Below are 25,591 nucleotides of genomic sequence, written 5' to 3' on the forward strand. Positions count from 1 at the left end.
ATAGAATAAATTTTGGCATTTGCCAGGAATCTGCTTTCACAGCCCATGCCATTATCCTGGATTCAAACCCAGGCGGCATAAGCAATCCGTGAGATATTAAAAAACTACTCTTTTAATAAATGCGCCATCACGAGAGCAAATGACTTACGGTTACTGTCCCATAGCAGAAATCTGGAAACAAGCTCTGGTCGAACCCACTGAAAACCGAGATGCTCATCCGACAAAAAAACCGCGTCAGAATGAACCTTGACAAGAAAAATCCTTTTCCTCAGATCCATGTCATTCTCAGGGATTTCCACCTGAAAAAAAGGAGCAACAATATTCAAATCATCCAGCCTGATCTCAATTCCGGTCTCTTCCCGTACCTCTCGTAAACATGCGGTCTCATGGGTTTCAGAAGGTTCTACTCCGCCAGTTACAGGCTGCCAGTATATGCCGTGTTTTACAGTAACAGGACATTTAAGAAGCAAAAAACCTTTTAATTCAACATTGTAAATCCAGCATTCTATGCTGTTTTTAATCCGCATTAAGGACACCTTATAATTATTTATTAAGAAGCGGTGAAAAGGACGCCTATTCAATCTTGACGAAGTAGCAAAAAGTCCGATTATCGTCATTCCGGCGCAGGCCGCAATCCGGAAGTGTCTGAAAATACAAAGATGCCTTATCAAGTCCGGCATAACGCCGAAGCCATTTTATAGCTTTTTGCGAGACCATCAATCTTTTTACAGACTCAGAAAAAAGCCGACATGTTTGAGATACAAAAATAAGGTGGAATCGCGAGAGCAAAAAAATTAGTTTCTTACAGCTCTCACATATCCGCAATCCGATACTGCAACGGTTTCATTAGTGATTTCATGCTCGATACCAGGACGCACTATTCTGACAATTTCGTTAACCCCGCGCCATAAAGCATCTGAAGTCCAGTACCAGCTGGAGCCTGTATCAGGCAGAGCAGGAGAATTCTTGTAGACAGCGAACAGTTCTGATGCCGTTGGCATTCTCCAGTCACCGTACCCACCAATTGCAAGACCTTTTACGTATTCCTGTGCATCTCTATAATTAAGACATCTGCCCGCATCTTTTCGGGAATCAACTATACACCAAATCTTCCCGGTCATTGTGTCAGTAAATGTCCCGTTGCCATTATTCCTGAATCTATTCCCGGAGGCCTTCTCTATAACCGACCACTCTCTCGCAAAATCGACCGAGGACGACGTTGATCTGACCACAGATGGTTGCTCATCAGTCAACAATTTTCTTGAAGCCTGAGTGTCAGATATTGACGCAGATGGGGACTCAGAAGATGACCGAAAAGAGCCCATTGATGCCAGAAGATTTTTTGCGTCAGGCACGTAAGTGCTTTTTGGATTTCTTGCTATAAAGGATTCAAGCCTCCTTGCCCGCTCCTTGATTGGGTAAGAATTATTAGTAGCATAGCTCCTGGAAGATTCCCAATCCTTTCTGTCTGCAATCAGTCTTTCAATTTCGTCTGAATCCATGCGGGCCTGACGCCTTGAGTCCGTATCGTGCCTGTTGTTTCTGAGATACTCATTGTAAAGATCGCGTTTAGCTTCCAGATCATCTCCAAGAGCTGCGGCATTCTTCCTGAGAGCTATAAGGTCCCGGCCACCCGCCATGTTTGCCAGCAGATTTTCTACATCGTATTTCCTGGAGTCTTTACCGAATATTCTCCGATAGGACTCAATTTTAGTTACACATGGAGAAAAATCATTTTTTTCCACACATTGGCCAGACATTGACACAAGATTATCGAACAATTTCTGTTCAACATCCATGTACATTGTCTTTGCAGCCTCATAGTTCTTCGAACCGGGGAATTCTGCCAAATAAGCCGACAGTGCGACGGCCTGGGCTTCTATATCATCCTTGACCGAGACAGATGCCTTTTCAAATACCGCAGCCTCATAGATATCAGGGAGTTTGTTTATTTTTTCAGCGACTTCATTATTGTACGTGCTTTCAGGGTTTGCCCTGGTGTAAGCACTTAAAATTTTCTGGGCATCTGAAACAAATTTTTTATCTATCGGAAGGTTCTTGATCTGCTGATCCAAAGACCTGAATTCCTTCTCGGCCTTTTCTTTTTTTATTTGCACAAGCCATTCAGAAGCTTTTTGAAAATACTCAGACTCCTTATTATCATCCAGGTATTTCTGAATAATATTGATTTTCTCAGGGAAGTCAGGGGTCTTTGCAACCTGATCAAAAATTTTTAAATATTTATGCTCATCACTTTTCCCGCCAAACATCAAAATGCCTGCAATGACCACAGCCACAATTGCAAATGCGGCGAAAGCTCCCATCACCAATGATCTGGAATATTTTAAGCCAGGAGAGGAAGACTTCTTTTCAAGGGTTTTAAAAGAGATAGCGCCTTCATTTACTGATCCGGAGACAACAGTTTCGTTATATTGGGGCAATGACTCTTTAAAAACAGACATGGCTGGAATCCCAAGCACAGGAATTTCCGGGAGATCAGTGTAGTCAGTTTTTTTTACGGGCTCGGGCTGGACAGGTTTAGCCGGTAATTCAGGAATCAACCCGGCATCTCTGTCATCTCTTTTTTTGAGACCTTCCATGAGAAGATGCATCAGAGGCATATTTATTTTCCTGATGCGGTCGTCACAGATATTCTCAAATTCAAAGGAGATATCTCTCCAGCTCACAATCTCAAAGGCAGCATCCGATCCGGACAGATCTTCGCATTCAGCATCGACCAGTTCTCCGTTGACAATATACATGACGCCACTACCACTTCGGGACTCAACCCTTAGCGTACAACTGGTCTTATCCATCTGGATCATCTGCAAAAAAGAATCCAGACTAATTCCCTGAAACCTGCTCTTGGTCACTTAAAAACCTCTGCTTTGTTCATGTTTGATGCCTAAAACACTATATTTATGGCAAAATAAGAGTCAACAATTATAAATTATCTCATAGCATTTTTTCTGTTGGCATTTTTTCATGGCATGGCGCTCAATTTAGGGTATTATAATTGATGTCTCAAAAAGATCAATATAACCTTAGAATTTGCAATGCATGTGTAAAAAAGGAACAAAATCATGCTGATTGAATTTTCAAAAATGCACGGGTTGGGTAATGACTTTGTCTTTATTGACTCAAGGGAAACCGGCATCCATTTTTCAGATACAGAGCTTCAAGATCTCAGCATAAGCATATGCGACCGTCATCATGGAATAGGCGCTGACGGACTGGTTGTCATCAAACGCTCAGACTCATGTGATATAAAGTTCATCATCTACAATTCCGACGGAAGCAGAGCCAGAATGTGCGGAAACGCCATCAGGTGCCTGAGCTGGTATATTTATGAAAAAGATACTGACAAAAAGACGGCACTTCGTGTTGAAACAGACTCAGGCATTGTCTGCCCTGTATTAATACCAAGAGAAAATAATAAAAAACATATGATTCGCGTAGATATGGGCAAACCTGTTTTTGCCCCGGATAAAATACCTTGTTTGTCAAAAAGCCCAAAAGTAATTGACGAAGTCCTTAATACAGAAGTAGAAGAATTCAGAATAAATGCAGTGTCAATGGGCAATCCGCATGCAGTCATTTTTGTTGAAGACGTCAATGGCATAGATATCGAAAAAAAAGGCAAAAGCATTGAAAACCATCCATTCTTCCCACAAAGAACAAACATTGAGTTCATTAAAATAATATCTGAAAACGAAGTATTAATGAGGGTCTGGGAAAGAGGCGCTGGAGAAACCCTCGCATGTGGAACTGGAGCATGTGCTGCTGCTGTTGTATGCATTGACTCAAATCTGACCGCAAACAGAGTCTCGGTTCGGCTTTCCGGCGGTTTGCTGGATATCGAATGGGATGGGAAAGATGGGAATGTTTACATGACAGGGCCAGCAACCCATGTTTTTGATGGTGTCATCAAAATATGAGTACCTGCAAGATCGGCAAAAAGTCAAAAAAGGGGCTTAGTTCATGCCGGACTTGATCCGGCATCTTTGTGTTTTCAGATATTTATGGATTCAGGCCTGCGCCGGAATGACGGGAATCGGACTTTTGCAACGTTGTCACCACTGAGAATGGATTAGTATTGCCGGAAAGGATCAAGAGATGATCGGGCAACGCTTATTTGCTGACCATTATAAAAAAATGATTCAAGGCATTCAAGCGAAGATTCTATTTCAAAGCTTATGAACTCTATCATAACATGAAAAGAGTGCATGGCGTTAACGCAAGCGTCCCCTTCAAAAACCCCCTTTGTACGGCTCATCATTCCGTCCTGAAGCATTTTAAGATACTCGAATGCCTTATCAAGCTTTTCAAGTTTCCAGTCAGGCGAACCACAATTTTTTTTAGTAAAATACTGGGACAGAAGATAGAATGAAATTGTCCTTACCAGGGACTCTTCAGGAGTAAAAAAAGGCATGTGAAATCGTGCCAAAGACCTGAAAGGAGCAAGATAGGGACAAGGGCTTGAAAGAGTAATCAATGACAGGGCAGACGCCAGGCCGGACATCACATCTGTCATCTTGGAGTAAGACCTCTGATATGTCACGCATCTGACAAAACATTTCTCCGTTGACACCATTGATCCGAAAGAATGCATCAGCCCTGAAATATTGAAGGCCACGGGACAATATGCCACTGTTTCCGGATCAACAGGACATTTAGGACACTTCCTGTATTCAAGCTTAGCCCATTCCGGTATATCTTTATAATTTCTTCTGACTATAATTTCATAGGTATCATGCGTAAAATCCATACTGAAGGATTTTTTTGCTCCTCCAGCAAAATTGAACTCATAAACTACTCTGAATGGTTTGCAGTCAGTGCTCATAAATATCCGATCTTTTAGACGTGTAATCCTAAACAGGGCCAGTGCAGAAAAAAACAGGGTCAAATCTTGATAAAGTAGCAAAAAGTCCAATTACCGACATTCCGGGGCAGGCAGGAATATAGAAGTATCTTCAAATACAAAGACGCCGGATCAAGTCCGCATGACGCCAATACCCTTTTTGACTTTTTGCGAGACCATAAAATCTTGATATATCTATATTAATCAGGCAAAAAAGACCTGTAAACAGAAGCATCCTTTTCAGAAAAGAGAACAAAATAGACTTTTTTTAGGAAATCATCAGACTTAAGAAACTCTGAAACTGTTGCAATGGCTATGGGAGCTGCCTCGGATATGGGATAGCCATAGACACCGCAGCTTATTGCGGGAAAAGCAATGCTCTCCACTTTGTTTTCAGCTGCAATTGCAAGGGAATTCAAATAACAGTTCCTGAGCAATACAGGATCTTCAGGCTTACCATTATAGACAGGGCCAACAGTGTGAATCACAAATTTTGCCGAAAGATTATACCCGGCGGTAATCCTGGCTTCTCCTGCGGGACAGCCGCCGATATTCCTGCATTCCCGGATTAATCCCGGGCCGGCGGCACGATGTATGGCGCCATCCACCCCGCCGCCTCCAAGAAGAGAACTATTTGCAGCATTTACAATCGCGTCAACTTTCATTGCTGTTATATCACCCAAAACAACATCAATCTTCCCACGGACAGCCATGAATCTCTCCTCCATATATATCTGCAAAATTTTTCGAAATGAAAAGGCACGCAATGATAATCCTAAAGATGTAATCTTGATAAGATTATCCATATCTGTTAGGGTTCATAACTATAGTTCCTAAGTCTCAATCAAGGCAACTTTAGAAACGATAACAGCAGAGAAGCAACTTCTTCTTTTTTGTCCCTCCTGCCGCAAATAGAGGCCAATGGTGAAAAAATGAGAGCCGAAATAATCAATCCGTTTATCAGCGCAACAATCGAAGTGCTTAAATCCATGGCTTATACCGATTCAATCCCGGGAAAGCCTTTTCTTAAAAACGACTACTCGGCGACTGGTGATGTAACAAGTATTGTTGGTATAACCGGTGAACCGGATGCAACATTTTCAATCACATTTGATTCGGAAAGCATACTTTGTATTGTATCAAAAATGTTCGGGGAAACCCTGACCGAACTCACCCAGGAAGTTGCTGACGCGACTGGTGAAATTGTCAATATGATTTCTGGCAAGGCCCGCCGGGAAATGGACAAAAAAGGAATTCACTATGATGGAGCTATTCCAACCATAATAACAGGTCAGGGACATGAGATCAAACATATATCAGAAGGCCCTGTCATTGCAATTCCTTTTCAAGCTGAAAAAGGCTCTTTCACAATGGAAATTTGTTTCAAAAGCTAAAATCACCGCAATCATGACCACATTAAGCTCCCGCTTTTTTACAGGAAACACAAAACTCTATATTGCACTATCCCTCCGTTTTTGTCATAAAATAAGGCCACATTTGATCCTGATAACATCAAACAAAGTGGTATAAAAATGGCAGATTTCTTATCTATCACAAGTAGCAAAATTGATTTTTTTTTTGAAGAAATGGGAATAAGCAAGGGGCTGAGTCCTCACAGCCATGAATTCTGGGAAGATCTCTGGAATGGAATCAAGAATAAAGGAATAGATCCTGCAGAAATCCTTGATATTTACCATCCCATGTCCCCTGAAATTGCAAGCCTATATTTCATGGACGAAGAAACGGGCAAAAAATTTCTGTCAGCAGACATAGACAGATTCGAAATGCTTATAAAAACAATAGAAACCCATGAAGCCTTCGATTCCAAGCCCGGCAGAATAATAGAAATCGGGGGCGGCCCAGGCATTATTTCATTGTGGCTGGCATCCAAATTCAAAGACTCGGAATGTATAGTCTATGACATTTCCGAAAACGCCTTAAACCTTGGCAGACATCTGGCATCAAGGCTTAACATAAATAATATAGAATTCGTAAAAGCAAGCTACAGAGATCTTGCAATAATGAAAAGCCCGCGCAAAGCGGATCTTATTTTAGGTCTGAGCGCTCTTTTCCTTAAAATCATACCGGAAAACACAGCAGAACATTTTTCAGCAGACCTGGATCCTTTTTCATTTTCTAGTCCGGCAAGGGAAATGGCCGACGATTTTGTGAAGGCCTGCGCCAATATTCTAAGTGATAAAGGGACTCTTTATTTTTCACAGGGAGCTTTCAATGATCTGGGGCTTCTAACCTTTTTCAGTCTGCTAAGAAAAAACAGACTTGGCCTTGATTGGCAGCTAACAAAAGCGATTGGTGAAGGTGAAGGGACCGAATTCTCTTTCAAGGAAATACACATTTTTGCAAAACCCGGCCTTGCATCCATTTTCAAAAACGCGAGGGAAGACCTCAGAACATTCCTGTTCGCCGGGAAAAGGCAGCGGACACAGGCTCAGGATTTTATAAGCCATGCAGACTTTGAAACATATATAAGCCTGCTTTCCGAGGGCACAAAAATTGCCGAGATAATAACAAAAAACAATAATAATACTTTTGAAAAATTCATGATATTCTGCAAAGCAGGTCTCCTCGGTTTCTTCTCAACTTCAAGCGAAGGCAGAAGATCCGGATTTACAGGGGCCGCCGCAGACTTTAAGCATGCAGCAGACAGGCTCAAATCCGCCATAGACAAATACAGACAAAATAAGATAGAAATCATATCCGAATACTGGAATCCTGAATATGAAAAGTTGGATTCATTTTAAGTTATAACAGACAACACCTGTAAAAAGAACTCGCCTTATATAGGGTATGCAATATCAATGGCGCTTCGGCACAAACGTCACTATGCCGGAGAGCATAAGCAATCTGATAATTGCCCATTATAATATCTGACAAAAACGAAGAAAATTTGGCAACATACGTGGCCAAAACTTCAAATCAGCATAAATTGGGGAAAACCAAATTGAGCCGCCAAGAAAGTGATTATCACCTAATTATAAAACAATCAGTTCTCCTTGCTGACGATTTGAAAAGTCTGTCAGGCACCCTGTTCTGGGAAAGCGGGATTGATGCGAATCAGTCTGCCCAGACAATTACCGGCTCAAGTTTTGCAACCCTCCAGAAAGGAATCCGGCAAAAACTTGAAAAGGCTGCCGTCGTTCTTGATCAGTCAAAGATTCAGAACTGGCTGATGCCCGAGGCCAGAACAATAAGATACGTGCCAAAAAAAATCACGGGTTATTCAATTGATCCGTCGGGAATCCACTTTATTACCCAGACAAGAGAGATTGGCATTGAAAACAATGACCAGATTCATATTTTCATAGGGGATATAAAGGGAGAGGCAGTAATTCAAATAAAAGAGGACGCAGGGAAAAAAGCGGCGCTTGAGCAGGATAAGCCATCCCAGGCAATAATACGAAGGAATAGATACAAGAAACTTATAGCCAATAATGCCATCGCGGATATCTATATTTTCTCCCCTGAGGGTCAATTCAAGGGATCCGCAAGAATATCTCCGGCTGGAGGGATTTCTCCGTCAGGCGACAAAAAACCCGAGGCCTCTGAAAAGCTTCATGAGATAATATCTGCAATAAGAGAAAAAGCAGGCAGACTAATTCTGAATATGGAATTTGGTTTTGCGAGGATTTCCGGAGCATATCCATCATACGGCAGCGGGAACGATGAAATAATAGAAAACACTGACAAACTCACAAAGCTTGGCAATTTGTTTGTCACCATGGACCAGCTAAAGCCTTTCCCTGACATGAAAAAAGACCTCGCTTTCTTGTCCGAGTCCTATGCTTTCATATCAGCGCCCCCCCCCCCAATACCAGACCCTGCGGAAAATATCGAAGCAAAATCTTTTGAAACGCCAAATGCGGCAAAAAGCTCCGCGCCTTCTGAAGATCCATTTGCATGGAGTAACTCGGGCCATCTGCCGCCACCTCCTGATGAACCTACAAGAAACCTTGACAAAAAGGCTCTTGCAATCGTGGCATTCATAGGTCTGTATATTTTTTTCATGCTTGCCGCCAAAACGGGGAAATCCGGTTTTGCTGCCGGTATCATGGACTCATTAATAAAATATTGCGTGGAAACAGGGCTCATATTTGCGGTTGCTTCTGTTTTTCTTCTATGGTTCGGTTTCAGATATATAACAAACAAAAGGCTGATTGAGAATATTCCAACAAGCAGGGCAAGATCAGTTACAATGGGAATGTCCGAACTTAAAGGAAAAGCCGTAAGAAAGTACAACCTTGTTTCACCGATCAGCCTTGCGCCTTGCGTGTATTACAGCATTGAAAAATTCAAGAAAAACTCCAAAGGAGCATGGACAAGATATGCTTCTGAAACAAGGAGCTCTGTCCCTTTTTACCTGGAAGATGAAACAGGAAGAATTCTTATTCACCCGGACGGCGCATCTCTTTATGGAATCAGAAAAGATGAATATCAGAGCATGTTCATGATGATGGGTATCGGTAATGCCACAAGCATGCCAATCCCCCCTGGCGAAAAATGGACTGAACAGATAATAGCAGAAAACAGTCCTATTTATGTTCTTGGATTTGTTTCTCCGGTGGCAAAAGGGGCTGACAGCTTAAAGGACAGGCTGCTTGAAAAGCTGAGAGACCTTAAACAGGACAAATCATCTTTGATGACATATGATGCAAATGGAGATGGCAAAATAAGTCCTGAAGAATGGGACATTGCACGAGGAGAGATGGAAGAAGAGGTGTTAAAGGACACCCTTGACGGTAAGCACCATGGAGTAGAAGCCGCAGACTCCATAGTCCTTTCAAAGCCAAAAACCCCGGGAATGCCAATGATCATAGCTCCGACCAGAATGGAGGACAAGATAACCAAACGTTTCACCATGCTTGGAGTAGCGTCTTTTGCCGGAGCAGTTGTATTTGCGGTAACTGCAATTATTTATGGCATCATGTAAAGCCATATAGCCGTACTTATTAATTCTGACTTTTTAAGTCAGCTCATTAATTTTTAAAACCATATCACTGCTCAATTTGCTATTTGTTTCATCCTTGACTCCAGACTTTTTGAGGTTTTAACAAGCTTAGATCCAAAACTATAAGTCTTTGCGGAACTTTTTTTCAAAAGCGGCGTGCCTGAGACAAAAAAAGAATAGAGACTTTGCCGAATAATATCCTCAAAACTTTTGGCTTTTTTATCAAACACCAACCTTAGGAGGCGAAAATGAGTCTTTCCCTTTTCTTCATGATCTTCATTCTTATGCTCCTGCTTTCATTGGCCCTGATCGGCGGCTACGGAGTAGTCGTATACAACAGCATAGTCATGCTTAAAAACAATATAGACAAGACCTGGAGCAATATTGATGTTCTTCTCAAGCAGAGATATGATGAAATCCCTAAACTTGTAGGTGTTTGCGAAGGCTATATGAAACATGAGCGCGAGACCCTGGAGGCAGTTATCAAAGCCCGGTCCATGCATGGCTCCGCGACAAACGATACTGAAAAGCTGAACGCCGAAAACGCCATATCAAGCGCACTGAAATCCCTTTTCGCGGTCATTGAAAGCTATCCTGACCTTAAGGCAAATGAGTCTTTCAGAAGACTTGGCGCAAGAATAACCGAAATTGAAGACCAGATTGCGGACAGGAGGGAAATGTATAATGAGTCCGTAAACATATACAACATCAGAATTGAACAGTTCCCGGACATCCTTGTGGCGAGGCTGTTCAATTTCCTCAGACGCACGCTGTGGGAGATTGAGCCAGAACACAGAAAAGATGTTTCAGTGAATTTCACCGGACAGAAATAAGTTATCCGGTCTTACAGCCACAGCTTAAATGTACCTCTGAAAATTAGAATTTTTGATGTGTAAGCAAGGACGCGGCGAACGGAAAACCGGAGTTTATGCGGTTATAAATGAGGATTATAATACTACGCTGACGCAGCTAACGCGGAAAAAAGCAATTTTTATGGGTGGCCTTATAATAAACGGGGCTACGAAATAGCCCCGTATTCCCAATAATCATTAAACACCTCAAATTCATGCTGTTTTTAAAATAAATGAACCACCAATAAAGATGAATAATCTATACCCGCACAAATTTTCGTACCTTCTTGACTACTTAATTTTTCTTTGATTTGTATAGCAACAATGGCACATATATTACCTCTAAAAGCGGAATGATTCTGGAGAAGGTTTTGGACAAAGACAAAGAGACTGTAAAACAGCCGGGGTATTTTCTCAAGCCCGGTTTTATTTACCTTCCAATAATTCCGACCATAATTTCAACGGTTTTGGGATCATGTGTATCAGTGTGTCTCTTTGATCAAAAAATCAAAAGGGGAGGCATGAATCATTTCAGAATGCCCAAATCTCCGGGCAATGAAAAAAATACGGCCATTTATGGTGACGTGGCCACAAAAACACTGATAAGGATGATGCTGGCAGAAGGCTCAAAGGTACAAAACCTCGAAGCACAGATTATTGGCGGCGCAATGAATCACGACTTGACATCGGCTGACATCGGCAGAGAAAACATTCACATTGCGTCAGCCATACTTAAAAAGGCTGGCGTACGAATCGTTTCAGAAGACTCAGGAGGCACAAAAGGAAGAAAAATAATATTCGACACCTCAACAAATACAACGGCAGTGATCAAGGTAGACAAATTAAGACTTGCAGACTGGTATCCGTATCATGAAGAACGATAGGAACAATCAGTTATCGAGGGTATTTCTGACAGCAGAAACAAGCTCCGCAATTGTAAATGGTTTCGTTATTATCCTGTCCCCCTTACCAATCAATCCCTGGCCAGACAGGACATCTTCACCATAACCGGTCATATAGACAACCTTTAATCCTGGCTTCAGCTTTCTTGCCTGCTCATAAAATTCCTTGCCGCTCATTTCAGGCATAACTACATCAGTCAGCATAAGATGAATGTCCGACTGGTATGATTCAACCAGATCAAGCCCCTTTTCAGATGAATCCGCAACCATGACATTAAAACCATGTCTCCTAAGAACGTGTTCGACAAAAAATCTTACCATTTCATTGTCTTCAACAAGAACAACAACCTCTGTGCCGCATACAGAATCCATCGTATCATTAACTGAGCTGGCGCGGCCGTGAAAACCTTCAGAAACCGGCAGAAAAATCCTGAATGAGCTACCCCTTCCGGCTTCACTATTTACTTCAATCATACCATTATGCTGATTTACAATGCCATAAACAGACGCAAGACCAAGTCCGGTACCATGTCCCACATTCTTGGTCGTGAAAAAAGGCTCGAAGATATGATCCAGAACCTCAGATCGCATACCACATCCTGAATCACGAATCTCAAGCAACGCATAATTACCGGATTTGAGAATTTTCCCCTCTGCATCAAGAACTTTTTTATCTAAAAAAACCATGGCTGTCGAAATACTTAAGACACCGCCCGAAGACATGGCGTCCTGGGCATTAAGAGCAAGATTCAGCAAAATCTGTTCAACCTGTCCCCTGTCCACCATTATGTTTATTGGGTAATCAGAAAGAGTGAAATCCACCCGGATGTTTTCCATTATTACATGCCTCAGCATTCTCTCCATTCTTGAAATTATATAATTAAGATCTTCTGTCATTAGTTCAAGAACCTGCTTCCTGCTGAAAGCGAGGAGATCCTTGACAAGATCCTTGGCACGCTCGGCAGCTTTTTTTATTTCAAAAACTCCGTTTTGGATATCAGGGTTATCAGGAAAATCACATATCAGCAGCTCTGAATAACCAAGTATGGGTGAAAGCATATTGTTGAGATCATGGGCCACTCCTCCGGCAAGCTGGCCAATGGCTTCAATTTTTTGAGTCTGTCTGATCTGGAGTTCCAGACGTTCCTTTTCTTCGGCAAAGAATTTTCGTTCCCTCTCCTTCTGAACCGTTTTCATATGAGATTCAATCACAGGGGCGAGATGAGAACTTAAAGCCTTGAGAATGTTTCTGTCTTCTCTCCCAAAGTCCGAAGAACTGTTAGCAATTACGACAAGTGCAATGGTGGAATTTTTAAAAATGATGGGTACTGATATTGCATTTTCAACTCTTATATGACCATCCGGGAATTCAAGTTCACCGTTTTTAAAAAGAATCTTTTTCTCAGATATTGACTGGGCGCAGAGATTGAAACCAGACCATATTTTCCCGTTGATCTTGCATACTTCAAAAATATCGTTTGGCACTGTGGAAAGAAAAACAGGAGTGTCGGGATTCTCGAAATAAGCTATAAAGCCGATCTGGCTCCTGAAGGAATCAAGTAGAAAACCAAGCACATCATTGAAAATTCTTTCTGGCTCACTGACAAGAAATATGGAAGATATTTTACTGATCATCCTTAGTATTGTTTCGGACCTTTTATTCCTTGTAATATCACGGCCAATGCAATTGTAGCCAATGAGTTCGCCTTTGTCCGAAAAGGCCGGGGTTATCCTTGTATTGATCCATCTCCAGGATCCGTTTTTGTGCATTGACCTGAATTCAATATCCCTGAGTACAAAATTTACGGGCCTTTTTTCAATTGTGCTCAGTATAGTCTTAAGATCATCTGCATCCATGATTTTCTGCCAGAGCTTGGGATCCGCCGAAAATTCTTCGTTAGTGTAGCCTGAAAAATTAAAGCAAGCGGGATTGTAACAATTAATATTCCCGTCCAAAGATAAAAAATAAACGGCATCATCTACATTTGACATGAAAGTCTGGAGACGTTCCTCTGCGGAACGTTTTGCGGCCTGCATAAGCCTTGCTTCCGAGACATCATGCATCAGGCCGAAAACATGGATAATATGCCCATCTTTATCCCTTACCGTGTCGGCCCTCATCCAAAGCCTGAACAGAGAATCTTCGGAGCCAATCGCATCAAATTCTCCCTGCCAGCCGTCACCTTTCATAAGGGTCGGCATAATCTCATTCCTGACAATTTCTGCTGATTTAATCGGAAGGCTTTCAATGAAATTGGAATTAACAGCTCTTGACCTTGGGATACCAAACAGCTTTTGATGGGCCGCGTTAGTGTAAATGATTCTGCCGTCAGATTTGCCAACTGCTATTGCTTCACTTGAGGACTCAATTATTGTTTTGAAAAGCTTCAGCTCTTCTTCGGATCTTTTACGTTCTGAGATTTCGGAGAATATACATGCAAAATAGCCTTTTTGTGGAGAATACGCAGTAACTTGAAACCAGGCATTCAAGGATTCCGTATAGTGTTCGAAGGAAACCGGTTCTCCTGTAAAAGCGACTTTCCCATAAGTTTCAATCCAGAATGGTTCAATTCCTGGAAATACTGTTTTTACAGATCTGCCGACTATTTCGTCAGCTTTCTGTCCGGTGAGGTTTTCAAATGCGGAATTCACATACAGAAAGACATAATCACAAGGCCTGCCGACATGATCGCAGACTATTTCATGCAGGGAAAAACCCTGCTTCATTGAAGTGATTAGCTTTTCAAAATCCAGGCTCAAACAAGGGCCTTTAGTCCCGGTTGAGTCTTCATTAGTCTTTGCAGAAGTCATGGCAGGCTTGCTCCAGTGTTTAAAGACTCCCTTTTCTCAAAATGGCAAAAAGCAGCCAAATGCCAAAAGCTGCTGCCACTCCAAAGCCGATTATTCCAAAAACCGAAACCCCGTAGAAAAGGGGCGGCGTCTTGGCCATTACTATCATTGCTGAACCTATTATCAAAGCAGCTATGACTATGGAAAACGAGATTCTGTTACTGATGGTATGATGGGCGATGAGCATCTTATCCAGATCATTCAGCTCAAGCTTAAGAACGACTTTATCCTGACGAAAGCGCCTTAATACTGCAATCAGCTCACCTGGAAAAAACTGCATGAACCTGTAAAGATCGCCGGAAAGGCCTAAAATGTCCGTCGCAATTCTTTTTGGAGAAAGCCTTGCCGCCTTTGCCCTTGCGACAAAAGGGGTGGCCTGGGCAATCATATCGAATTCGGGATCCAGCCTCAGGGCAACTCCTTCGACAGCTGCCAGTGCCTTTATCATTAAAAAAAGATCCGGAGGAAGCCTGAGTTCAAATTTTGAAAGAATCTCAATAAGCTCCTTGAGAAGAAGACCGATATGAATATCTCTGAGAGTCTTATAAAAATGCCGTGATATGAAATCCGCAGCCTCTGTCTCAAGACGTCTTCTGTCAGGATCCTTATCCCATTCTGTTATTACAAGAAGCACCTCGCAGGTCTTTGCGGGGTTTTCATTAACAACAGCATCGACCAGCTCAAGAAACAATTCTCGCATACTTCTTCCCATACTGCCCATCATTCCGAAATCATAAAGACAGATTACATTATTCGGAAGCACCGCGAGATTTCCAGGATGCGGATCAGCGTGGAAAAACCCAAAATTAAAGATCTGCCGGAGTACAAGATCTGAGCCCCTTTTGACAATCTTCTTTCTGTCAAGTCCAAGCCGGTCAATCTTGTCAAGATCTGTAATCTTGACAGCGTCAACATATTCCATGACAAGCACGGACATGGTTGAATATTCCCTGTAAACATAAGGAATATAAACGGTCGCGTCCGCCCTGAACATGCGGGAAACTTTTTCCATATTGGAAGCTTCATTGCCGTAATCAAGCTCCCTTTCAATATATTTTGTGAATTCCTCAACAATTCTTACGGGCCTGTGGAATTCAGCACCTTCAATATGGTTTTCCATTAATGTCGCCATATGAAGCAGAATCTCGAGGTCTGTCTCGATTATTCTCTGTATTCCAGGCCTCTGGATTTTTACTGCGACCTCGTCGCCATTTTTTAACTTTGCCCTGTGAACCTGACCTATGGACGCAGAAGCTATGGGAGTGTCATCAAAATAATCGAAAAAAATGCTCGCAGATTTGCCAAAAGCATCTTCTACGGCTTTTAATGCCTCTTCTGATGAAAACGCAGGAACCTGATCCTGGAGAAGAGACAACTCTTCCATTATATCCACAGATACAAGGTCTGGCCTTGTGGATAAAATCTGCCCTAGTTTAATAAAAGTCGGGCCAAGCTCTTCAATTGCAAGTCTTATTCTCTGGGGTCTGCCTGTTTTTTCAGACTTCGCCTGATTTTTCCCCAGCGTCAAGGCCTGAATTCCCAGCTCAAAATACTGTTCGATTCCAAGACTTTCGATGATATCACCAAAGCCATGGCGAGCCAGTATAAGCAATACCTGCCTGTACCTGTTCAGATGCCTATAAGTCCGACCCAAAGCTCCAATTTTTCTGATATTAAGCATAACCAGGGATTAGATCCTGTCCAAAAGACAAATTGTTAAGAACAAAAAAACAAATCACTCGAATTGCATTTATTAGGTTTGACCTAAGACTGCAAAAAGTCAGAGAATAGCCTCATCGTCATACCTGACTTGATCCGGCATTCAGTATTTTCAGACACTTATAGATTCCGGCATTAATCCGGGAGCAAGGGGAAACTATTGAGTCTTGTTCTCAAGCTCTGCGATTTTGTCTTCAAGGGACTGAAGATCCGATTTCTTGGCAAGATCCATTCTGTCGATCACGGACTGAACCCGTTTTTCAATCCTTTTTTCAAGATCATCCCGCATTTCATCATATTTTTTCATCATATCATCCATGAATTTGTCGCCTTCTTCCTCAGAAAGCTTCATCTTGTCTGATATATCTTTCGCAATTGACTTTGCTTCGTCCTTGGTTTTAAGAGCAAGGCCAATACCTGTTAAAAGACTCTTCTTGATAAAATCGATCATGATATGCCTCCGGCAAAAAAAGTGGTTAAAATGAAAATTAGGGAAACCCGGCCTATAACCGGTCAGGCCTGGGGAGTGGCCTGAAGAGAAAGGAGCTATGCGAACTATTATAACAGGGTATAAACTATATACCCTGTTATTCGTGCAAATATTTCTATTTTACGAAAAAAAATACCGCTGAAGCAAGATATGTTTTGCTCCAGCGGCATAAAATAATAAAATCATTCAACTAAGAGTGTAACGGGTCTTATTTGCCGCCGAATGACTCTTCATCCATTTCAACCGCCGCGCCATTCATTATTTCGATGGCATCCATTTTTCCGCGGGTTACCGGGATTACATATTCGATAAAAAACTCGGCTGTTTTGATCTGGCCTTCGTAGAAAGGAGCATCTTTTTTCTTTGCGCCTGAATCCATTGCTTTTTTAGCGGTCATTGCTCTCCATAGAAGCATCCAAGCGAAGGTAATATCGCCAGTTACTTCAAGGAAAGGATGGGCAAAGGTAAAAGCATTAAGAACCTTGTCGCTGCCAGCTGCCTTGCTGATTGTCAAGGCTATTTCGCTGTAACGTCCGAATGCGGCTTCAAATTTCTGAACAATGGCTTCAAGACCAGGAGTCTTTTTCGCTTCTTCAACAATTTTCTTGATTTCACCAAGGAAGGTCATGAAGACCTGCCCCTTTTTCATGCCAAGCTTACGTCCCAGAAGGTCCATTGCCTGGATGCCGTTTGTGCCTTCGTAAATCATGAATATTCTTGAGTCACGGAAAAGCTGTGCGACCGGATATTCCTCAATAAACCCATAGCCTCCATAAACCTGGATACCGTGGCTGCATACGTCAAGCGAACGATCTGTAATATAACCTTTGATAATAGGAGTAAGAACTTCGATTATTCCGCTATATTTTTCAGCAGTTTCTGCGTCAGCAGTTGCTATTGTGTCGAAGCATATCCCGCTATAGTAGATAAGGCTGCGCATACCTTCAACATAAGCCTTCATGAGAAGCAGCTGGCGGCGTACGTCCGGATGCTGGATAATTGCAACAGCAGGCTCGTTTGGCTTGGTGATGTGCTTGCTCTGAACGCGTTCTCTCGCATAGTTGAGCGCATACATATAAGACGCTGAAGCAACAGCAAAACCCTGCATACCAACAAGCTGACGAGCTTCGTTCATCATCTTGAACATTGCAGCCATGCCCTTGTTTTCTTCGCCCAGAAGAGTTCCTACGCAGTTTCCAGCACCGCCGAGGGTGAGGGAGCATGTGCAGTTGCCGTGGATGCCCATTTTATGCTCAATGCCTGTGCATACAACGTCATTGAACTCGCCGAGGCTTCCGTCCGGATTAACCCTGAATTTTGGAACAGCAAACAGAGAAATGCCTCTTGTTCCTTCTGGAGCACCCTCAATCCTTGCAAGAACAGGATGAATGAAGTTGGCAGCCATATCATGATCGCCGCCAGAGATGAATATCTTGTTACCGGAAATGTTATAGGTACCGTCTGCATTTTTTGTTGCAACAGTAGTAAGAGCTCCTACATCAGAACCTGCGCCCGGTTCTGTGAGAAGCATGGTACCTGCCCACTCACCCGAGAAAAGCTTTTTCATATAAAGTTTTTTCTGCTCAGGGGTGCCGAATTCTTCGATCAGTTTTGCGGCGCCATGGGTAAGGCCGTGATAAAGCATGAAAGCAACGTTTGCTTCCTGGAAGAATTCGTTTGCTGCAAGCGAAACAGTCTTTGGCATACCCTGTCCGCCTACTTCATGAGAGTCGGCAGCAGCAAGCCAGTCACCTTTTTTATAATTATCGAAAGCCTTGTGAAAGCATGGCGGCACTGTAACCTTGCCGTTATCGAATTTACATCCTTCAACATCCCCAGGAATCTGTGTAGGAAGAATTTCCTTGATTGCAAGAGATCTTGCTTCGGAAATAATCATATCAATGGTTTTTTTGCCAAAGTCCGCATATTTATCAAATTTTGTAAACTGCTCAACATTCATCTGTTCAAACAGAACGAAATCCACGTCTCTTCTGTCGGCAAGCAACTGAGCCATATTCTAATTCTCCTCTATTTAGTTTTAATACTGTATTATAAGAAAAGTGCCCTATCTTTATCATTTGCCAATCCTGGCATTATTTTACAATTACATAAGGCCGCCTCTAAAAAATGCCTTTTTGCAAAAGCTTAAAGGGCTGGGTCAACATCGTACTATAATCCTCATTTATAGAAGCACTCATACTCTAAAAAGACTAAAAGCCTGTCTTGATCAAATTCTTGAGAACAGCAAACAACGTAAAGTTTCTATAGTAAATCTAAAAAACATGAACGAATTAAGGCGCAATCGACCCCAAATTTTCATGGCAGTGTCCACAAGTAACATTTTTTTTTAGGCTAATCACAGTTTTATGTCAATACTTCAGACTCGATTTCAAAAACTGTGTAATCATATTTTATACCCAAGAAAAAGACAAAAACGTGCAAAACCACAAATTTGACCGGGCAACCTCATAACAATTTTAGCTTGAATTGACAAAACAGGGCAAATAATAATATTTTATTTATGCTTGCATACGTGTATAATACCTAAAATTATTTAACCGCATTTTTAAATACAAATAAAAACTGTGGGTTAAGCCTCATAACACCCATTACAAACAAATATTTAACGCTTCTGAATCTGCTTAGTTGAAAGGCTATCCATGTTGATAAGATGCTGGGGTTCAAGAGGTTCTATTCCGGTTTCCGGCAAAGAGTGTCTTAAATACGGTGGAGATACTACCTGTGTTGAAATCAGGGCTATTTCCGGAGATGTAATTATAATAGATGCTGGAACAGGGATAAGAAAACTCGGACTTAGTCTGTCAAAAGAATCATCTCTAAAGCTGAATTTCATATTCACCCATGCGCACTGGGATCACCTGATGGGCTTTCCTTTCTTTGAGCCATTATATAACAAGGAAACGGAAATCATCGTATTCAGATGTCCATTCCCGGAACACTATGCTGAAGATATGATCAACAGGCTCATGACACCGCCTCACTTTCCTGTAAGATACTCGGATCTCAAAGCAAATATTTCGTTTCGAGATGGTTGTCCAGAAGCATTCAAAATTGGTTCGGTCTTGGTTGAGCCAATTCCTCTGAGTCACCCGAACAACGGATGCGGATACAGATTCAGCGAAAACGGAAAAACTTTCGTATTTCTTACGGATAATGAGCTTGGCTGTGTTCATAACGGAGGTCTTAAGCTGGATGACTATGTCGAATTTTCCAAAAACGCGGATCTTCTTTTCCATGACGCAGAATACACACCTGAAGAATACAAGCACTGCATCGAATGGGGACATTCTACTTATACTGACGCGCTGGAACTCGGAATGCGGGCCGGTGTTAAAAAGCTTGGTCTTTTCCATTTGAATAGGGAAAGAACCGACGATGAAATGGACAGTATTGTTGAAAAATGCCGAAAAATAGTGTCAGAGAAAGGTCTTGAAATGGACTGCTTTGGAGTCGGCTACAACTCAGAATTCAAATTATGAGCAACCGTCTTAACGAACAAATAGATAAAGCCGCTGATTCAGTCATAAAATTCGGAAATATATGTGCCCTTACCGGTGCTGGTATTTCGGTTGAAAGCGGAATCCCTCCATTCAGAGGCCAAGGAGGGATTTGGGATAAATTTGATCCCTTTGAATACGCCCATATTGACTCGTTCATGAAAAACCCTGCGAAAGTATGGGACGTGCTTTTGAAGGAAATGAAACAGACTCTTGACAAGGCCAAGCCGAGCAAGGCGCACATGGCTCTTGTTGACCTTGAAAGCCTGGGACTCTTAAAAACAGTAATAACGCAAAACATAGACGGTCTTCACCAGGCTTCAGGAAGCAACGATGTAATCGAATTCCACGGCAATTTTGCAAATCTGAGCTGTTTGAGCTGCGACAAAGCATTCAAGATGTCAGAAATCGATATCCGCTCAATGCCTCCCAAATGCAGTTGCGGAGGCTATATCAGGCCAAACTGTGTATTTTTTGGTGAAAATATCCCGTTCGAGGCCCTGCAAAGATCACATGAAGCCGCCGTATCATGCAAAATAATGCTTGTCATAGGAACATCAGCGACTGTTCAGCCAGCCGCCTCCATCCCCATTACCGCAAAAAAATCAGGGGCAATAATAATTGAAATAAATCCTGAAAAAACCGCTCTTTCTTCTGGCATAAGTGATATTTTTATCCAGGGAAGAGCAAGTATCATTATGACTGATCTTCTTAAAGCTATTAAATTATAAAATGAAAAAGAATGAGCAAAATAGCAACCCTCTGGAACCAGTTATTATATCAAGAAGAAATGCCATAAAAGCGTCCCTCCTTGCAGCCACATCCATTGCAATCACGCCTGTATATGCGTCACAGCCACAGATAAAAAAAAACATCAAAACCATGAAAATGACTGTTCATCCCAGCATAATAAAAGATGAATCAATTTTCAGTTTTTCTTCAAATGTAAAACGAATATGCAATTTTGACTTTGAAATAAATCCATCGGCCAATGTCTCACCTGTGGACGAGGTTCTAAATGGGTCAGCACATTTTGCTTTAACTAATATCTGCTATGAGAATAATCTACCAGAGATTCTGCATTTATTCAGCGGGATACCTTTTGGAATGAATTTAATTGAAACAATCTCATGGGTTAAACAAGGGCAAGGCCAGCTTTTTTTTGATGAGATATTAGCCGGAATGGGATTAAAAGCCTGGATCATTAAATTCAAAGGAGCTTCAGGAGGAGCGTGGCACAACATAGAACTCACGAATTCGACCGATTATAAAAAAAAAAGAATAATTGCTCGTGGGCTATCCAAAAAGGTTCTGGAAAAAATGGGCTCCGAAATTATTGAAACGCCAATCCATGAAGCAAAAAAAGCCTTCGAAACCAGACAGATAGACGCTATAGAAGGAATAAGCCCGGCCGAAAGCCTTGACCTGGGTTTTGAAAGGTTAGATGCAAATTACTACTGGCCAGGATGGCAGACCCCTTGTGAATCTCTTTTCCTTGTAACAAAAAAAAAATTATTCGACTCATTGCCAACTCATACCCAATCAGGCATTGAATGGCTCAGTTATTCTAATATGGCATTTTCCATGTCTGCCCACACATATAACAATTGTCTTAAAACCCCAATCCTGACTTCAATACCCAAAATCAGAATTAAAAGACTTCCTGACAATATTCTCATGGAAACCGCCAAAATAACAAAAGGCATTCTCAGCTCCATAAGCAGCTCCAATCAGGAAGCTAAAAAAACGTATGACTCATACAGGGCCTTTTATAAAAAGGCTGCCACCTGGACGCAGCTTGGCGACGAGGCTTTCAGTCTGGCTAGGTCATTAACTCTTTCATATCTTGATGTAGCAAAACATAATAAATGAATTCTAATCTGACAAGAAGAAATTTCCTTAAGATATCAGGCATTTTAGGCACGGTTTTACCATCAATATCATCTGCCTATAACCGTAATACTCCTGAATACACCTGGACAATGGCGACTGCGTGGCCAAAAGGATTGCCTGGGGCAGGAAGCGGAGCTCTGTTGGCAGCTCAGATCATTGAAATACTTTCTAATGGAAGAATAAAAATCAAGGTATATGGAGCTGGTGAAATTTGTGAAGCATTCGAGATATTCGATACTGTTTCGTCAGGAGAAATAGAGTTAGGACATGCAACAGGATACTACTGGTCAGAAAAGCATCCATTATGCCAGCTATTCAGCAGCACTCCTTTTGGCCTGAACCCTTTTGAAATGATTGCATGGCTCGAATCAGGAGGGGGGCAGTTATTCTGGGATGAACTATATGAAAATTTCAACCTCAAACCATTTGCCTGCGGCAACACTGGAATTCAGATGGGTGGCTGGTTCAACAAGGAAATCAATGACATAAGTGATTTCAAGAGTCTCAAAATAAGATTTTTGGGTATTGGCTCTCAGATTTTAAAAAGGGCAGGGGCAATTCCTATTAAGGTTCCTGTGGATAAGATCCTCGCATTGCTTAAATCAGGCGAAATAGATGCAGCTGATTGGATAGCTCCTTTTGACGATCAAAAAATCGGACTGCATCTGGCCGCAAAATACTATTACTGGCCCGGATGGCATGAACCTGGAACTCTTGGAGAACTGATTATCAACAGAGAGCTTTATTTAAGCCTGGATGATGATTTGCAGGAGATCATAAAACAGGCGTGCCTTGCTGTATACCTGAATATGTGGACTGAATATTCAGCAAACAATGGAGATGCTCTTCTTAATTTACTTGGAGTACACAAAATAAAGCTCAAAAGATTCAATGATAAAACTCTTTTGCAATTATCGCAAATATCAACACAAATCATCGATGAAATAGCAAACTCGGATCAGCTTTCAGGCAAAACCATCAAGTCTTACAGGGATTTCAAAAAAAAATGTATGGCCTGGAATCAAATTGGAGAAGAGTCATACAGCCTGTCAAGATCATTAATATATTCGGAAATTTCATAAATGAAATTTACAAAATTCCTTCTTAGTTTCAGGAACACAATTGTCTGGCTTGTTTTATTATCAGCCATAATTCCAGTGTCAATCATATCCACCGGGCTTATCGGAAAAATACACAGAATAACAAGAGAAGCCGCTCTTAAGGAGATGGACATACTTGCAGAAAGCGTATCAGGGAATATCGGGCACCAATTTGACCTGTCAGTGTCGATGCTCAAAGGTCTTGCAAGCAACAGAGATATTGCCTTGGCCACAAGAAAAAATTCTCTTGGGATTGGTCATTATCTCAGCGGACGAGCTCCGGCATATCTTGAAAAGATCATTGATGCGTTCCCCCTTGTTTCAAGAATTTACCTCACCGACATAAATGGAGATATTACAGTATCGACTGATCAATTATCAGACTCATTCAAGTTGAATGAGCAGATAGAGACAGATATCAAATCCCTCATAGACTCAAACCCCAAAAGCACAGGCAGAGTGGTTTCCTTGTCATATACTGATACTAAAAACACTTACAGCGACAATGATATTAATGCTACATTCATAGCAATCATAATTCCTGTAATTCTCGATATAACAACAGAGGTTCAGGGAACGCTGATAGCGGAAATCCCATTATCGAAAATTAAATATTATGCAGAAAGAAAAGTCGCTTCTTCAGCAAAAGTCGAAATTTCTCCATTTAAAAATGAGCAATGCAAAGAAGCTTTTGAAAATAACGGGATCATAGAAAGGAGTTCCCTGCTTTCGATACCAGGAGCTGACCCTAAAGGCCCCCTGAGATATATTGTGAAAATATCCGAACCCTCCAGCCTCAGATTCAAATTCGTGGACAGAGCCTTGATTGATCTTGTCCTTTTCCAGGTTGCCATCATTCTTGTGATTCTACTCATAGTGTACGTGCTCGCAAGAAGAATGACATTCTCACTTCTTACCCTAAATACAATCGTCAGCCATTATGCTTCCGGAGATTACTCATACACAGGAAAGCCTGTAGCATTCATAGAACTTGTTAGCATAATCAATGTCTTGAAAAAAATGGGGCAGCGAATAATCGAGCAGCTGTCTGGTTTGAAACAGGCTGAACAGAAATACAGAAGCATATTTGAAAATATTAATGAAGGTATTTTCCAGGCCTCTCCAAATGGTAAGTTTCTGAGTGCTAATCCATCAATGGCCTCGTTATTAGGATACAATTCTGAAGAGGATCTTATCGTATCAGTTTCAAACATTGCGACGGAGCTATTCACTGATAGAGACGACAGGAGAAACTTTTTTGAGCTGATAGAATTGGCTGAAAAAATCAGCGGATTTGAAACAAAAATGAGAACAAAGACAGGTGACATTATATGGGTTTCGATGTCAGTCCATGTAGTAAAAGATGAAAATAATAAATTAATTTACTATGAAGGTTCCATCATGGACACCTCTCAAAACAGAGCTGCAGAAGAAGAGATTCTCAAATTGAACGCTGAACTTGAACAAAGGGTTTCACAAAGGACCTTAGAACTTGAAAAAACAAACAGGGCATTATCAGACTCACTCGTGCAGCTCAGGATGACCCACAAGCAGCTTGTTCAATCCGAAAAAATGGCCTCGCTTGGAAACCTAGTCGCAGGGATAGCTCATGAAATCAACACTCCTGTTGGCATTGGAGTTACAGCAACATCATTTCTTGAGAAGCAATCCGAGGAGATTCTCTCAATCTATAGAGATGGAAAGATGACGAGGTCTGAGCTGGAAAAATATATAGGCACAGTAATAGAGTCTTCAAATATGATTCTAAGCAATCTTCACAGAGCCGCAGATCTTATCAGCAGCTTCAAAAAGATTGCTGTCGACCAGTCGAGTGAAGATAAAAGAAAATTCCATATCAAAGCGTATATGGATGAAATAATAATGAGTCTTCAGCCAAAATTTAAAAGAACCAGACACAGAATAGTTTTCGAGTGCCCGGATGATTTGGAAATACTAAGCTATCCTGGCGCATTCTCACAGATTTTTACCAATTTGATTTTAAACTCCCTGATTCATGCTTTTACTCCGGAAGAAACAGGAGAAATAAGCATAGGAGTGGTTCCTAAGGGAAGAACAATAGAAATTATTTACCAAGATAATGGCAAAGGCATGCCGCCTGAAATATCGAACATGATCTTTGATCCGTTTTTCACAACAAACAGATCCGAAGGTGGTACAGGACTTGGCATGCACATAACTTATAATCTTGTAACCCAGAGCCTTAAGGGCGATATAAAATGTGACAGCGCCATTGGCAAGGGCACTAAATTCACAATCAGAATCCCTTTCACACACAACCATAAATAATAGTGGATAGTCACTTGGGATGAGAACAGATAACAAATAAAAAAAGCCTCAGCTGATTCATATAAATCAACTGAGGCTTAAGAAGTAATCGGCGGCGACCTACTCTCCCACGCAGCTACCCACGCAGTACCATC

Annotated in this window: 19 protein-coding genes; 11 read left to right on the forward strand and 8 right to left on the reverse strand. The window is 41.6% G+C overall.

What is annotated here, in order from left to right; translation table 11 throughout:
• Nucleotides 1-104 precede the first annotated feature (104 nt).
• Together K245_RS0100915 and K245_RS26120 are read right to left on the reverse strand one after the other, a co-directional pair.
• Nucleotides 105-527: an NUDIX domain-containing protein gene (locus K245_RS0100915; protein ID WP_035276265.1), complete on the reverse strand. Its 423-nt coding sequence runs from the start codon at nucleotides 525-527 to the stop codon at nucleotides 105-107.
• A 267-nt stretch (nucleotides 528-794) separates the two neighbouring features.
• Nucleotides 795-2,873, reverse strand: a complete 2,079-nt coding sequence (locus tag K245_RS26120; protein WP_156906663.1) for a DUF4388 domain-containing protein — start codon at nucleotides 2,871-2,873, stop codon at nucleotides 795-797.
• Between the two features lie 210 nt (nucleotides 2,874-3,083).
• Here K245_RS26120 and dapF point away from each other — a divergent pair, with 210 nt between their 5' ends.
• Nucleotides 3,084-3,938: a diaminopimelate epimerase gene (dapF, locus tag K245_RS0100925; protein ID WP_198013786.1), complete on the forward strand. Its 855-nt coding sequence runs from the start codon at nucleotides 3,084-3,086 to the stop codon at nucleotides 3,936-3,938.
• 152 nt (nucleotides 3,939-4,090) lie between these two features.
• Here dapF and K245_RS0100930 read toward each other — a convergent pair whose 3' ends face one another.
• Complete coding sequence (locus K245_RS0100930) at nucleotides 4,091-4,843, reverse strand: DUF6901 family protein (protein WP_027357803.1); 753 nt, start codon at nucleotides 4,841-4,843, stop codon at nucleotides 4,091-4,093.
• A gap of 218 nt (nucleotides 4,844-5,061) precedes the next feature.
• Nucleotides 5,062-5,574 (reverse strand): O-acetyl-ADP-ribose deacetylase, encoded by a 513-nt coding sequence (locus K245_RS0100935; protein ID WP_198013787.1) that lies wholly within the window; start codon nucleotides 5,572-5,574, stop codon nucleotides 5,062-5,064.
• A gap of 219 nt (nucleotides 5,575-5,793) precedes the next feature.
• Here K245_RS0100935 and K245_RS0100940 point away from each other — a divergent pair, with 219 nt between their 5' ends.
• The 5 genes from K245_RS0100940 to K245_RS0100960 all read left to right on the forward strand — a co-directional run bounded on the left by K245_RS0100940 (nucleotide 5,794) and on the right by K245_RS0100960 (nucleotide 11,562).
• Nucleotides 5,794-6,255, forward strand: coding sequence for a chemotaxis protein CheX (locus tag K245_RS0100940; RefSeq protein ID WP_027357805.1), 462 nt, complete (start codon nucleotides 5,794-5,796; stop codon nucleotides 6,253-6,255).
• A gap of 138 nt (nucleotides 6,256-6,393) precedes the next feature.
• On the forward strand, nucleotides 6,394-7,623 hold the full coding sequence (locus tag K245_RS0100945; protein WP_027357806.1) for a methyltransferase domain-containing protein: 1,230 nt from the start codon (nucleotides 6,394-6,396) through the stop codon (nucleotides 7,621-7,623).
• Between the two features lie 200 nt (nucleotides 7,624-7,823).
• Complete coding sequence (locus tag K245_RS0100950; protein ID WP_156906664.1) at nucleotides 7,824-9,809, forward strand: GIDE domain-containing protein; 1,986 nt, start codon at nucleotides 7,824-7,826, stop codon at nucleotides 9,807-9,809.
• A gap of 266 nt (nucleotides 9,810-10,075) precedes the next feature.
• Nucleotides 10,076-10,660: a LemA family protein gene (locus K245_RS0100955; protein WP_198013788.1), complete on the forward strand. Its 585-nt coding sequence runs from the start codon at nucleotides 10,076-10,078 to the stop codon at nucleotides 10,658-10,660.
• A gap of 539 nt (nucleotides 10,661-11,199) precedes the next feature.
• Complete coding sequence (locus K245_RS0100960) at nucleotides 11,200-11,562, forward strand: chemotaxis protein CheD (protein ID WP_232223778.1); 363 nt, start codon at nucleotides 11,200-11,202, stop codon at nucleotides 11,560-11,562.
• Between the two features lie 6 nt (nucleotides 11,563-11,568).
• On the opposite strand, the gene K245_RS26125 is transcribed toward K245_RS0100960, so the two are convergent.
• The 4 genes from K245_RS26125 to K245_RS0100980 form a co-directional block, all read right to left on the reverse strand.
• Nucleotides 11,569-14,391: a PAS domain-containing hybrid sensor histidine kinase/response regulator gene (locus K245_RS26125; RefSeq protein ID WP_051283733.1), complete on the reverse strand. Its 2,823-nt coding sequence runs from the start codon at nucleotides 14,389-14,391 to the stop codon at nucleotides 11,569-11,571.
• A 19-nt stretch (nucleotides 14,392-14,410) separates the two neighbouring features.
• Nucleotides 14,411-16,111: an ABC1 kinase family protein gene (locus K245_RS0100970; RefSeq protein ID WP_027357810.1), complete on the reverse strand. Its 1,701-nt coding sequence runs from the start codon at nucleotides 16,109-16,111 to the stop codon at nucleotides 14,411-14,413.
• A gap of 195 nt (nucleotides 16,112-16,306) precedes the next feature.
• Nucleotides 16,307-16,600: a phasin family protein gene (locus K245_RS0100975; protein WP_027357811.1), complete on the reverse strand. Its 294-nt coding sequence runs from the start codon at nucleotides 16,598-16,600 to the stop codon at nucleotides 16,307-16,309.
• A 247-nt stretch (nucleotides 16,601-16,847) separates the two neighbouring features.
• Nucleotides 16,848-18,653 carry an acyl-CoA dehydrogenase gene (locus K245_RS0100980; RefSeq protein WP_027357812.1) on the reverse strand — a complete coding sequence of 602 codons (1,806 nt, stop codon included), beginning with the start codon at nucleotides 18,651-18,653 and terminating at the stop codon, nucleotides 16,848-16,850.
• A gap of 646 nt (nucleotides 18,654-19,299) precedes the next feature.
• Between K245_RS0100980 and K245_RS0100985 the strand changes: the two genes are divergently transcribed.
• The 5 genes from K245_RS0100985 to K245_RS26130 are packed head-to-tail and all read left to right on the forward strand — an operon-like array spanning nucleotide 19,300 to nucleotide 25,457.
• Nucleotides 19,300-20,139: an MBL fold metallo-hydrolase gene (locus tag K245_RS0100985; RefSeq protein WP_027357813.1), complete on the forward strand. Its 840-nt coding sequence runs from the start codon at nucleotides 19,300-19,302 to the stop codon at nucleotides 20,137-20,139.
• Complete coding sequence (locus K245_RS0100990) at nucleotides 20,136-20,888, forward strand: SIR2 family NAD-dependent protein deacylase (RefSeq protein ID WP_027357814.1); 753 nt, start codon at nucleotides 20,136-20,138, stop codon at nucleotides 20,886-20,888. Before K245_RS0100985 ends, K245_RS0100990 begins: the two co-directional genes overlap by 4 nt.
• A 1-nt stretch (nucleotide 20,889) precedes the next feature.
• Nucleotides 20,890-22,029, forward strand: a complete 1,140-nt coding sequence (locus tag K245_RS0100995) for a type 2 periplasmic-binding domain-containing protein (RefSeq protein WP_027357815.1) — start codon at nucleotides 20,890-20,892, stop codon at nucleotides 22,027-22,029.
• On the forward strand, nucleotides 22,026-23,132 hold the full coding sequence (locus K245_RS0101000; RefSeq protein WP_051283734.1) for a TRAP transporter substrate-binding protein: 1,107 nt from the start codon (nucleotides 22,026-22,028) through the stop codon (nucleotides 23,130-23,132). Before K245_RS0100995 ends, K245_RS0101000 begins: the two co-directional genes overlap by 4 nt.
• A complete protein-coding gene (locus tag K245_RS26130) occupies nucleotides 23,133-25,457 on the forward strand; it encodes an ATP-binding protein (protein WP_051283735.1) in 2,325 nt (774 codons plus the stop codon).
• Nucleotides 25,458-25,591 lie beyond the last annotated feature (134 nt).

It is taken from the genome of Desulforegula conservatrix Mb1Pa, from assembly GCF_000426225.1.
GTDB classification, from domain to species: Bacteria; Desulfobacterota; Desulfobacteria; order Desulfobacterales; family Desulforegulaceae; genus Desulforegula; species Desulforegula conservatrix.